Below are 11,432 nucleotides of genomic sequence, written 5' to 3'. Positions count from 1 at the left end.
GCGCGGCAGGCAAGGAGCACGACGTGAGCGACCGAACCGAGGCCGGTGAGCGATTCCGAGACGAGCTGCGCGCGTGCCTGCACGTCGAGCGCTGGGTCGACGAGGTGGCGGATGCCGCGCCGTACGCCTCGCTCGATGCGCTCCTCGCCGTGGCGTCGGCGGCTGCGACGCCCCTCACCCCGGCCGAGATCGACGAGGCGCTCGCGGCGCATCCGCGCATCGGCGAGAAGCCCGCCGGCGACGGCGCCGCGGCGCGGTTCTCGCGCGCTGAGCAGTCCTCGGCAGACGCCGGCGACGCCGAGCTCGCCGCCGCGATCGTAGCCGGCAACCGCGCCTACGAGGAGCGGTTCGCCAGGGTTTTCCTCATCCGCGCCGCCGGGCGGTCGCGGTCGGAGATCCTCGCCGAGCTCGACAGGCGCCTCGCACTCGATGGCGCGAGCGAGCTCGCCGTGGTGGGCGAGCAGCTCCGCGAGATCATGCTGCTGCGGCTCGAGAAGCTCTTCGCGGATGCCGCGACCCCGATCAGTGCGCCGGCATGAGCGCGCGCAGCCACGTCACGAGCCACGTGCTCGACGCGTCGCTCGGCCGGCCCGCGGCCGGCGTCGCGGTGCGGCTCGATCGGCTCGACCGTCTCGCCGACGGCGGCTGGTCGCCGGTCGCCGACGAAGTGACCGACGCCGACGGCCGGGCGTCGCAACTCGGCCCCGAGGCGCTCGATCCCGGGGTGTACCGGGTCGTGTTCGACACCGGCGCGTACTTCGGCGATCGGCCGACGCTCTACCCCGAGGTGGTGATCGTGTTCGAGCTCGCCGAGGCATCCGAGCACTACCACATCCCGCTGCTGCTCAGCCCGTTCGCCTACTCGACGTACCGGGGGAGCTGAGCGTCGGGCTGCGGTGTATCCGATTCCCGGAATGACGAGCGCGATCGGCCACGACGTTGCGGCGTCCGGGTTCAGTTCGTGCAGCGCGGTCATCTCGAGACGGTACCGCACCCTGGAATGGTCGCAATTGGGGCTCGCTCGCGATGGTCGCTCAGATGCACGTGACCAGGCGGCCGTCGGCAGACGGCCGTCCGACACGTGCGATGACGGAGTTCGCCAGCGCCGTCAGTTCTGCCTCGCCCTCCAGTTCCACTGTGAGGCGGCGGCCGGCGAGACGATGGAACTCCGACCGTCACGCAATGACCGACGGCCTGATGGCACCGGGCCTTTCCGCGGATTGCCATCTCGCCGGAACCTCGGTACCGGGGTGCCGAAGTGCCCGAGTGCCGAAGTACTGCGCCCCGAGAAACGGATCACATTCGCCGACGCGAACCAGGATCAGCTCGACGAGCCCGGGCCGGGACCCTGGCGCAGATCGCGAGAACGGAATTCGCTCAGGCCCCGCCCAGCGCGCCGCCACGCTCCAGCAGCACACCCCGCGGTTCGTCGCCGACCGGCCGCCCGCGCAGCCATGTGCCCGCGACGACGCCCCGCAGCCGCGCGCCCGCGTAGGCAGACACCGGATTCCGGTGCGCGAGCGCGGCCGGCTCCACGGTGAACTCCGCGTCGGGGGCGAACGCCACGAGGTCGGCGTCGGCGCCGAGCGCGATGCCGCCCTTGCGCTCGAGCCCGACGAAGGCGGCGGGCGCCGATGACATCCAGCCGAGCACGCGGTCGAGAGAGATGCCGCGTCGGGATGCCTCGGTCCACACGTTGGCGAGGCCCAGCTGCAACCCCGAGATGCCGCCCCAGGCTCGGCCGAAATCGCCGTCGAAGCCGAGCTTCAGCTCCGCCGTGGCCGGCGAGTGGTCGGAGACGACGAGGTCGATGGTGGCGTCGAGGAGCCCCTCCCAGAGCCGGTCGCGGTTCGCCTCGTCGCGGATCGGCGGGCAGCACTTGAACTCGGTGGCGCCGTCGGGGATGTGCTCGGCGTCGAGGGTGAGGTAGTGGGGGCACGTCTCGACCGTGACCCGCAGCCCCTCGGCCTTGGCGTCGGCGATGAGTGGCAGGGCGGATGCAGACGAGAGGTGCAGGATGTGCGCGCGTCCACCGGTCGCCCGGACGCCGTCGATCACGCGCTCGATCGCGGTGAGCTCCGCCTCGGGCGGCCGCGACGCGACGAACCGTCGATAGCTCGAGCCGCCCGCGTTCTCGTGCGCGGCGAGCACGGCCGGGTCCTCGGCGTGCACGATGAGCAGGCCGTCGAACTCGGCGAGCTCCTCGAGGGCCGACGTGAGGCCCGCCGGGTCGAGGTGAGGGAACTCGTCGACGCCCGAGGGCGCGAGGAAACACTTGAAGCCGAACACGCCCGCGTCGTGGAGCAGGCGGAGGCGGCCGGAGTTGCCCGGCACGGCGCCGCCCCAGAAGCCCACGTCGACGAACGACTGCGTCGCGGCCGCAGCGCGCTTCATCGCGAGGGCGTCGGGGTCGATCGTGGGCGGGATGCTGTTCAGCGGCATGTCGAGGATCGTCGTCACCCCGCCTGCGGCCGCGGCCTGTGTCGCAGAGGCGAAGCCCTCCCACTCGGTGCGGCCGGGTTCATTGACGTGCACGTGCGTGTCGACGAGGCCCGGGATCAGCCGCTCGCCGGGCGGGATCGTCACGCGAGACCGTGCCCGCAGCGGTGCACCCACGGGCTCGATCGCGGCGATGAGGCCACCGCGAACGCCGATCGCCGCCGAGCGGAAGGCGCCGTCGACGAACGCGGCCCCGGTGTCGACGACGAGGTCGAAGTCGGGATCGAGGTGGTCGCCCGGTGACGTCATGGTTCCTCCTGCTGCGACCGTATCAACGCCGGGTTTCCGGCTCGTTGCGCGTGGCGACGGCGGCCGGCGGCGTCCGAACGCCGACATATGATCGACCTCTCGACGAGGGGACGGAACATGCTCGAACTTGCCGCCGAGATCGGCGAACGCCTCGCGCGCGGCGAGCGGTTCGCGCTCGCCACGGTCACGGCCGTGGCGGGTTCGGCGCCGCGTGCCCCGGGCGCGTCGATGATCGTGGACGCCGACGGCCGGGTCACCGGCAGCGTTTCGGGCGGCTGCGTCGAGGGCGCGGTGTACGAGCTGTGCGAGCGGGTGCTCACGGGCACCGGCGTCGAGCGCGGGCGCTTCGGCATCGACGACGAGAGCGCCTTCGCGGTGGGGCTGGGCTGCGGCGGCGAGATCGACGTCTTCGTGCAGACGGCGGATGCCACTCGCTTCGCAGCCGCCCCCTTCGAGCGTGCGCGCTCCGGCGCGTCGAGTGGCCTCGCGGTGCTCGTCGCGGGCCCGGGGCAGCTCCTCGGCCGGGTCGTCGTGCCGGGTTCCGCCGACATCCTCCGGGACGCCGACCTCGCGGCATCAGGTGTTCGCGGTCTGACGGCGGCCCGCATCGACGCCGAACTCGACCGACGCATCCGATCGGGTCGGTCGGGGCTCGTTCGCCTCGACTGCGAGGGCGACGAGCTCGCGTTCTTCTGCGAGAGCCGGCTCGCGCCGCCCCGCATGCTCATCACGGGGGCGGTCGCGTTCGCCGAGGCGCTCTCGGCCGCCGCGGCACTGCTCGGCTACCGCGTGACCGTGTGCGACCCGCGTCCCCTGTTCGCGACGCCCGAGAGGTTCCCCGCCGCCCACGATGTCGTCGCCGGCTGGCCGGTCGATCTCCTCTCCGAACTCGACGTCGACGAACGCACGGTCGTGTGCGTGCTCGGCCACGACGCACGCAGCGACATCCCGTTCCTCGCCGCAACCCTCGCCCTGCCCGTCGCCTACGTCGGCGCGCTCGGCTCGCGTCGCACGCACGAGGAGCGACTGCGGTTGCTGCGCGAGGCCGGCGTCGGCGACGCCGAGCTCGCCCGGCTGCACTCGCCGATCGGTCTCGACCTCGGCGCCGCGACCCCCGAGGAGACTGCGGTGTCGATCCTCGCCGAGATGATCGCCTCGCGTTCGGGCCGCGACGCGCGCCCGCTCAGCGCGACCACGGGACCGATCCACGCCCGGCCCGAGCACATGGCCCCTGCGGCATCCGGGGGCGCGTGACTCCGAGAATGTTCACAGGGGAAACATTCTCGTCATAACCGTTGGGTTCACTGGATCTCGGAGGGGGGATCCATGGACCTCGACATGATCACCACGTACCGGTTCGCGCGCACGCGCGGCGACCTTCGGCTCCGTCAGTCGGAGCGCTTCGTCGCCGGCGGCACGTGGATGTTCTCCGAGCCGCAGCTCGACGCGACCGGGCTCGTCGACCTCACGACCATGGGCTGGCCCTCGCTCGAAGCGAATGACCAAGGACTCCGTATCGGCGCCACCTGCACGATCGCGGAACTCGCCGCGATGCCGCGGCGCGACGGCTGGACGGCGCAACCGCTCTTCCTCGAGAGCGCGACGGCGCTGCTCGCCTCCTTCAAGGTCTGGAATGCCGCCACCGTCGGCGGCAACGTCTGCCGGTCGTTCGCCGCGGGCGCCATGATCTCGCTCGCGGTCGCCCTCGACGGCGTCGCCGTGATCTGGACGCCCGACGGCGGCGAGGTGCGGATGCCGGTGGAACGCCTCGTCACGGGCAACGGCACCAACCTGCTCGAGCACGGCGACGTGCTGCGCGCCATCGAACTCCCCGCCTACGCGCTGCGCGGGCGTACCGCCTTCCGCAAGATCGCGCTCGCCGAGCTCGGCCGGTCGGGCGCCGTGCTGACCGGCCGCGTCGACGACGACGGGCGGGCCGTGTTCGGCATCACGGCGGCGGTCACGAGGCCGGCCGTGCTGCGGTACGACCGGCTCCCGGCTGCCGCGACCCTGCGAGCCGACGCGACAACCGTCGACGGGTACCACACCGACCCGCTCGGCGCCGCCGACTGGCGACGCGAGGTGAGCGCGGTGCTGCTCGAGGAGATCCGGCAGGAGCTCGCCGCATGAGGTTCAGCGTCAACGGCCGCGAGCAGGAGGCCGCCCCCCGACCAGGGCAGTGCCTGCGCACGTTGCTGCGCGAGCACGAGCACTTCGAGGTGAAGAAGGGCTGCGACGCGGGTGACTGCGGCGCCTGCTCGGTGCTCGTCGACGGCGAGCCGGTGCATTCCTGCATCACCCCGGCGCAGCGCATCGACGGCCGCTCCGTCACCACGGTCGCGGGCCTCGGCACAGCCGACGACCCGCACCCGATGCAGCAGGCGTTCGTCGACCACTTCGGCTTCCAGTGCGGCTTCTGCACGCCGGGCATGATCGTGACCGCCTCGACGCTGGACGCCTCGCAGCTCGACGACCTGCCACGGCTCATGAAGGGCAACCTCTGCCGCTGCACGGGCTACCGGAGCATCCGCGAGTCGATCGCTTCCGGCGTTCGCGGAAGCGAGGCGGATGCCGCCCGCCCCCGCCGCGCGCGCAACCTCGGGTCCTCGGGCGCCGACGACCGGCCGACATCGCTCATCGGGCACTCGCAGACGCCGCTGGCGGCGCATCGCGTGGTGACGGGGGCCGAGCCGTTCACCTTCGACACGATGCTCCCCGGCGCCCTGCACCTCCGGGTGCTCGCGTCCCCGCACGCGCACGCCCGCATCCGCTCGATCGACACCAGCGCGGCGCTCGCGGTCGAGGGCGTAGAACTGGTGCTCACGCACGAGGATGCGCCGGCCACGCGCTTCTCGACCGGCCGCCACGAGCACCGCACCGACGACCCCGACGACACGCGCGTGCTCGACGACGTGGTGCGCTTCATCGGGCAGCGCGTGGCCGCGGTCGCCGCATCGACGGTCGCGGCCGCCGAGGAGGCCTGTCGCCGCATCGTCGTCGACTACGAGGTGCTGCCCGCGGTCTTCGACCCCGAGGCGGCGCGGGCGCCCGGTGCTCCGCTGCTGCACCCCGACCGCACCCCCGACGACCGCGTCGACGAGGCCCACCGCAACATGGTCGCGGCCCTGCACGCCGGCTTCGGCGGCGACGCCGACGCGGCGCTCGCGGCATCCGACGTCACCGTGTCGGGCAGCTGGCGGACGCAGCGCGTGAGCCACGCCCAGCTCGAGACGCACGGGTCGCTCGGCTGGCTCGACGACGAGGGCCGGCTCGTGGTGCGCACGAGCTCGCAGGTGCCGTTCCTGGTGCGCGACGAGCTCTGCCACGTGTTCGCCCTGCCACAGGAGCGCGTGCGCGTGTTCACGGCGCGGGTCGGCGGCGGGTTCGGCGGCAAGCAGGAGCTGCTCACCGAGGACCTGGTGGCGCTCACCGTGTTGCGCACCGGCAGGCCCGCCGCCTACGAGCTGAGCCGGCACGACGAGTTCGTGCGCACGACCGTGCGGCATCCGATGCGCGTCGCAGTGTCGCTCGGGGCTTCGCGTGACGGGCGGCTGACCGCCATGAAGGTCGACGTGCTGAGCGACACCGGCGCCTATGGCAACCACTCGCGCGGCGTGATGTTCCACGGATGCACCGAATCGATGAGCCTCTACTCGAGCCCCGTGAAGCGCGTCGACGCCGAGGTCGTCTACACGAACAACGTGCCGTCGGGCGCCTTCCGCGGCTACGGCCTCGGCCAGGTCATCCTCGGGGTCGAGTCCGCGATGGACGAGCTCGCGATCGAACTCGGCATCGACCCGTTCGAACTCCGCCGCATCAACGCCATCCGCGAGGGCGAGGTGCCGCTCGGCTTCGAAGGCGATCCCGAGCCCGACATCGTGCCCGGCAGCTACGGCCTGGACCAGTGTCTCGACCTCGCCGAGCAAGCCCTGCGCCGCGGCAACGCCGCCGCGGCACCCGAAGGCGGGCGCTGGCGGGTCGGCGAGGGCATGGCGGCATCCATGATCGCCACGACGGCGCCGCGTGGGCACATCGCGAAGACCTCGGTACTGCTGCGGCCCGATGGCACGGTCACGCTCGGCGTGGGCACGAGCGAGTTCGGCAACGGCACCACGACGGTGCACGCGCAGATCGTCGCCACCGACCTCGGCACCACCGTCGACCGCATCCGCCTGCACAACTCCGACACCGACGGGGCTCGGTACGACACCGGTGCCTTCGCGTCGGCGGGCACGACCGTGGCGGGCAAGGCGCTGCACTCCGCCGCGCTCGCCCTGCGCGGCATCCTCGTCGAGACGGCCGCCCGCATCACGGGCACGGATGCCGCGGCGTGCACGCTCGGCGTCGACGGCGTACGTGCGGGCGGCCGGCTCGTGTCGTTTCCCGAGCTCATCGCCGCCGCACCCGACGAGCACCGGCACGGGGACGGCATCCGCACGCACGGCGACGAGTTCGGCGAGCAGCGGTCGCTCGCGTTCAACGTGCACGCCGTGCGCGTGGCCGTCGACGTGCGCACGGGCGTCGTGCGCATCCTGCAGTCGGTGCAGAGCGCCGATGCCGGCACCGTGATGAACCCCGAGCAGTGCCGCGGGCAGGTCGAGGGCGGTGCCGCCCAGGCGATCGGCGGAGCACTCTACGAAGAGGTCGTGGTCGGTGCGGACGGACGCGTGCAGACGCCCGTCTTCCGTCTGTACCGGGTTCCCCAGCTCGCCGACGTGCCCGACACGGAGGTGCTCTTCGCCGTCACGAGCGACGACCTCGGCCCGTTCGGGGCGAAATCGATGAGCGAGAGCCCCTACAACCCGGTGGCGCCGGCGATCGGGAATGCGATCCGCCGGGCGATCGGCGTGCGCCCGTACGAGACGCCGTTCTCGCGCGACCGGGTTTGGCGACTCGTGCACGAGGCTGCGGCGTCCGACCCCGCACGTGTCGACGCGGCATCCGACCGCGTGGCATCCGACCCCGCTGCGTCCACCACATTGCCCGCCGCGGACGCGGAGAGTGAGCCGATCGACGCCTGAGCAACCAGAAGGAGCAAGATGGCCATCATCCTCGGAGACCACCAGTACGGCAAGGCGGAGAACCGGATCGTGCGGATCGTGCGCGACACGCCGCGGCACGAGATCCACGACGTGAACGTGTCGACTGCGCTGCGCGGCGACTTCGCACCGGCCCACCTCGTCGGCGACCAGTCCAACGTGCTGCCCACCGATTCGCAGAAGCAGACCGCATACGCCTACGCGAAGCGCCTCGGCACAGCGTCGATCGAGGAGTACGGGCTCTCGCTCGCGCGACACTTCGTCGACGACGTGCCGCCGGTCGCCGCCGCCCGCATCGAGATCGAGGACTACGCATGGGAGCGCGCGCTCGTCGACGGCGTCGAGCACGACCACACCTGGGTCCGGAAGGGACAGGAGGTGCGCACCGCGTCGGTGACCGTGGAGGGCAGAGGGGACGCCCAGCGCACCTGGATCACCGGCGGGCTGAAGGACCTCGTCATCCTGAAGTCGACCGGCTCGGAGTTCCACGGCTTCTACGAGGACGAATACACGGTGCTCGAGCCCACGACCGACCGCGTGATGGCGACCTCGCTGGTGGCGACATGGCGGTTCACCACCACCGAAGCCGACTGGAACGCGGTGTACGCCGGGGTCAGGTCGCTGCTCGTGCGCCAGTTCGCCGTCGTGCACTCGCTGGCGCTGCAGCAGACCCTCTACGAGATGGGCAAGGCGGTGCTCGAGGCGTACGACGTCATCGCCGAGGTGCGGCTCTCGGCGCCGAACAAGCACCACTTCCGCTACGACCTCGAGCGGTTCGGCATCGAGAACGACAACGAGGTGTTCCACGCCGACGACCGGCCGTACGGCCTCATCCAGGCGAGCGTCACGCGTGACGACGCGCCCGATGCGGGTCCCGCCTGGCGCCGGCAGGACGCGTTCGCCTGAGGCGAGCGTCCGGGTCCGACGCCCGGCCGCCGGACCCGGTGAGCCGAGCTACGGCACCACGATCGCCCGCCCGCGCAGCGTGCCCTCGTGCAGCCGGCGGTACGCTTCGGGCGCATCGTCGAGCGAGAACACCTCGGTCTCGACGTGCACGAGGCCGGCGCGGGACAGGTCGAACACCTCGAACAGCTCCGACCGCGAGCCCCAGTACGGCGCCCGAACCACCGAGTCGTAGGGGGCGGCGAGCAAGCCGCTCGGCAGGGTGCCGGCTCCTACGCCCACGAGCACCACGTCACCCTCGACCGCGACCATGTCGTGGCTCGCGTCGAGTGTCGGCTGGATGGCGACGAAGTCGAACACCGCAGTGGCGCCCCTGCCGTGCGTGAGCTCGCGTACACGCTCGGCGGACTCGCCGTCGGAGGGGAAGACGTGGTGCGCGCCCACCTCCGTCGCGAGCTTCAGTTTCTCGACGCTCACATCGAGGGCGATCACCATCGCGGGGGTGAGGGCCCGCAGCATCTGGATCGCGACGTGGCCGAGCCCGCCCGCGCCGATGACGACCGCGGTCGAGCCAGGCACGAGCTTCGGCAGCGACATCTTGATCGCGTGATAGGGAGTCAGCCCGGCATCCGTCAACGCCACGTTCGCGACCGGGTCGAGGTCGCCGATCGGCAGGAGGTGCCGCGCGTCGGGCACGAGCATGTACTCCGCCATCGAGCCGGGTGCGCCGAGTCCCGGAGGGGCGATGCCGAGCTCCGCCGCACGCGGGCAGTAGTTCTCCTTGCCCTGCGCGCACTGGTAGCAACGCCCGCAGCCTTGGGGCCCGTATACCGCCACGGATTCGCCCAGCGCGAGTCCGGTGACGCCGTCACCGAGCTTGTCGACGACGCCGACGCCCTCGTGACCGAGCGTGAGTGGGAGTCCCCACCCGTACTGGTCGGCGGGCAGCCCCATGATGAAGCTGTCAGAATGGCAGGCGCCTGCCGCGGTCACCTTGAGCCGCACCTGCCCCGGACCCGGTTCGGGTGTCTCGACCTCGACCACCTCGGGTTCGGCGCCGATCTCGCGGTATTGCAGTGCCTTCATGTCCTCGTGCTCCGTTCGTTTCGGCGGGATTCGCCTGCGGCCCCAGTCTGCACGGTCGGGGCGACGGATACCGCGACGAAAGTCCCACCGTCGACGCCCGCACACGGCAGGCTGGGGTCATGAGCGGATATGCGAATCCAGACCGGCCCGACCTGCGGCTGAGCGACGCCGAGCGCGACGAGGCCGTGGGGCAGCTCGCCGACGCGCGCACCGTGGGACGGCTAGTACCAGGAGCGCGCGAGCGCGGCGCGGTGAGCCGTCACCAGGGGCGACCTCATGCCGCTCTTCGCGGCTTCGCGTGGTCCTGGCTGTGGTTCTTCCTCATCCCGGTCGTCGCGATCATCATCTACGGCCCGGGTGGTGGCGGCCGCGGCTCCCGGGACTAGGCTTCCGGTCCCTCAGTCCTTCTTCACGGCCTTCGGGCGGATCCGGACGCGGTTGCCGCCGGTCTCGTCGAGTTCGACCACGCCCGCACGCGACTTCACGAAGTCGGTGAACGAGGCGAAACCGAGCCGGCGCTCCTGGAAGCCGGGGTCCATGCGGAGCATCTGGTTCTTCACGGCACCGCTCGCCTGCCACTCCTGGTCGTTCTTCGCGCGCAGCAGCTCCAGGGCTTTCAGCAGCAGGCGCCCGGGGTTGCGCGTCGTCGCCGTCGTCGCCTCCTCCGATTCGGGGCTCGTGCGACGTGCGGTCGACTTCGCAGCCTTCCCCACGGCGGTCTCGGTGGCGGGTTGGTTGGTCGGCGGTTCGGCCCGCCTCGATTCCGCGAGTTCGGCGACGGTCGCGTCGACTCCCGCTCCCTGCTTCGGCTTCCCCTCGCGCGACGACGCACGGCGCGATCGAGCAGGGGCGGATGCCTCGGGCGCCGCCGCCGGCTCGACCGGCGTCTCGACCGTTCCCGCCTCGTCCTCCTCGACCGCGGCATCCGTCGACAGCAGCGCGTCGTAGTCGGCGAACTCGTCGCACGACGCGGTGAGCGCACGGCTCGTGCCGCCCGACACCCCGATGCCCACGACGTAGCGGCCGAGCCGCTTGCACTTCTGGGCGAGGGCGACGTAGTCGGAGTCGCCCCCGACGATGACGATGTGGGTCAGGTCCTCGATGCGAAACATGTCCTCGACCGCGTCGACGGCGAGGCGGATGTCGGCGCCGTTCTTCGTCGCCGACAGTGGGAACAATTGCACGAGGTCGACCGCCCGGTCGATGAGTTGGCCGCGATAGCTGGCGTTCACGGGCGTCGACCAGTCGGCGTACGCACGTGAGATCGCGATCGTGCCGAACGTCGCGGCGAAGTCGAGCACGGCGTCGATGTCGACCGTCGCCTTCTTCAGGCGCGCGGCGGCCTGCGTGCCGGGCGAGACGGTCTTGGTGCGAGACGTGTCCTTGCGGTACGCGCCGTCGCCGTGCAGCTGGTCGTAGCGCGAGATGACGATGTTGTCGAAATCGAAGTACAGGGCCACGCGGGGTTCTGTCGAGGCGGGCATGTCGACCTTCCGTTGCTGGGCGTCACCTCGATCGTAGGCCCGCGGGTTGAGGAGCGTCCGGCGGAACGCCACCGCCCCATGTTTCCGTTCGCGCGTGCGGTGCCCGCCCGGAGGGGCACGCGGCGTACGAACGGGAACACGGGACGAGAAGCGCGCTCCGACGGTCGGACGC

10 protein-coding genes are annotated in these 11,432 nt (G+C 71.7%); 7 read left to right on the top strand and 3 right to left on the bottom strand.

What is annotated here, in order from left to right; all coding sequences use genetic code 11:
- The first annotated feature begins 23 nt into the window (after positions 1 to 23).
- Positions 24 to 539, top strand: a complete 516-nt coding sequence (uraD, locus tag IEX31_RS13585) for a 2-oxo-4-hydroxy-4-carboxy-5-ureidoimidazoline decarboxylase (protein WP_188743963.1) — start codon at positions 24 to 26, stop codon at positions 537 to 539.
- Positions 536 to 883 (top strand): hydroxyisourate hydrolase, encoded by a 348-nt coding sequence (gene uraH, locus IEX31_RS13580; protein WP_188743962.1) that lies wholly within the window; start codon positions 536 to 538, stop codon positions 881 to 883. Before uraD ends, uraH begins: the two co-directional genes overlap by 4 nt.
- Positions 884 to 1,377: 494 nt before the next feature.
- On the opposite strand, the gene allB is transcribed toward uraH, so the two are convergent.
- The gene (gene allB / locus IEX31_RS13575; RefSeq protein ID WP_188743961.1) at positions 1,378 to 2,748 is read right to left on the bottom strand and encodes an allantoinase AllB; all 1,371 of its coding nucleotides are present in this window, start codon (positions 2,746 to 2,748) and stop codon (positions 1,378 to 1,380) included.
- Positions 2,749 to 2,865: 117 nt separating this feature from the next.
- Here allB and IEX31_RS13570 point away from each other — a divergent pair, with 117 nt between their 5' ends.
- The 4 genes from IEX31_RS13570 to pucL all read left to right on the top strand — a co-directional run bounded on the left by IEX31_RS13570 (position 2,866) and on the right by pucL (position 8,693).
- Positions 2,866 to 4,002, top strand: a complete 1,137-nt coding sequence (locus IEX31_RS13570; protein WP_188743960.1) for an XdhC family protein — start codon at positions 2,866 to 2,868, stop codon at positions 4,000 to 4,002.
- A gap of 72 nt (positions 4,003 to 4,074) precedes the next feature.
- On the top strand, positions 4,075 to 4,878 hold the full coding sequence (locus tag IEX31_RS13565) for an FAD binding domain-containing protein (RefSeq protein ID WP_188743959.1): 804 nt from the start codon (positions 4,075 to 4,077) through the stop codon (positions 4,876 to 4,878).
- Positions 4,875 to 7,769 carry a molybdopterin-dependent oxidoreductase gene (locus IEX31_RS13560; protein ID WP_188743958.1) on the top strand — a complete coding sequence of 965 codons (2,895 nt, stop codon included), beginning with the start codon at positions 4,875 to 4,877 and terminating at the stop codon, positions 7,767 to 7,769. The genes IEX31_RS13565 and IEX31_RS13560 overlap by 4 nt, the downstream gene beginning before the upstream one ends.
- Positions 7,770 to 7,787: 18 nt before the next feature.
- Positions 7,788 to 8,693: a factor-independent urate hydroxylase gene (gene pucL, locus IEX31_RS13555; RefSeq protein ID WP_188743957.1), complete on the top strand. Its 906-nt coding sequence runs from the start codon at positions 7,788 to 7,790 to the stop codon at positions 8,691 to 8,693.
- Positions 8,694 to 8,741: 48 nt separating this feature from the next.
- Here the strand turns inward: pucL and IEX31_RS13550 are convergent, their stop codons facing one another.
- Positions 8,742 to 9,776 carry an NAD(P)-dependent alcohol dehydrogenase gene (locus tag IEX31_RS13550; RefSeq protein ID WP_188743956.1) on the bottom strand — a complete coding sequence of 345 codons (1,035 nt, stop codon included), beginning with the start codon at positions 9,774 to 9,776 and terminating at the stop codon, positions 8,742 to 8,744.
- Between the two features lie 119 nt (positions 9,777 to 9,895).
- On the opposite strand from IEX31_RS13550, the gene IEX31_RS13545 reads away from it, so the two are divergent.
- Positions 9,896 to 10,162: a DUF1707 domain-containing protein gene (locus tag IEX31_RS13545; RefSeq protein ID WP_188743955.1), complete on the top strand. Its 267-nt coding sequence runs from the start codon at positions 9,896 to 9,898 to the stop codon at positions 10,160 to 10,162.
- A 12-nt stretch (positions 10,163 to 10,174) separates the two neighbouring features.
- On the opposite strand, the gene IEX31_RS13540 is transcribed toward IEX31_RS13545, so the two are convergent.
- Positions 10,175 to 11,260, bottom strand: a complete 1,086-nt coding sequence (locus IEX31_RS13540) for an NYN domain-containing protein (RefSeq protein WP_188743954.1) — start codon at positions 11,258 to 11,260, stop codon at positions 10,175 to 10,177.
- Positions 11,261 to 11,432 lie beyond the last annotated feature (172 nt).

The organism is Agromyces bauzanensis (assembly GCF_014645655.1).
Lineage (GTDB): Bacteria > Actinomycetota > Actinomycetes > Actinomycetales > Microbacteriaceae > Agromyces > Agromyces bauzanensis.
Note: the sequence above shows the minus strand (reverse complement) of the source record. Positions and strands in the feature narration are given on the sequence as shown.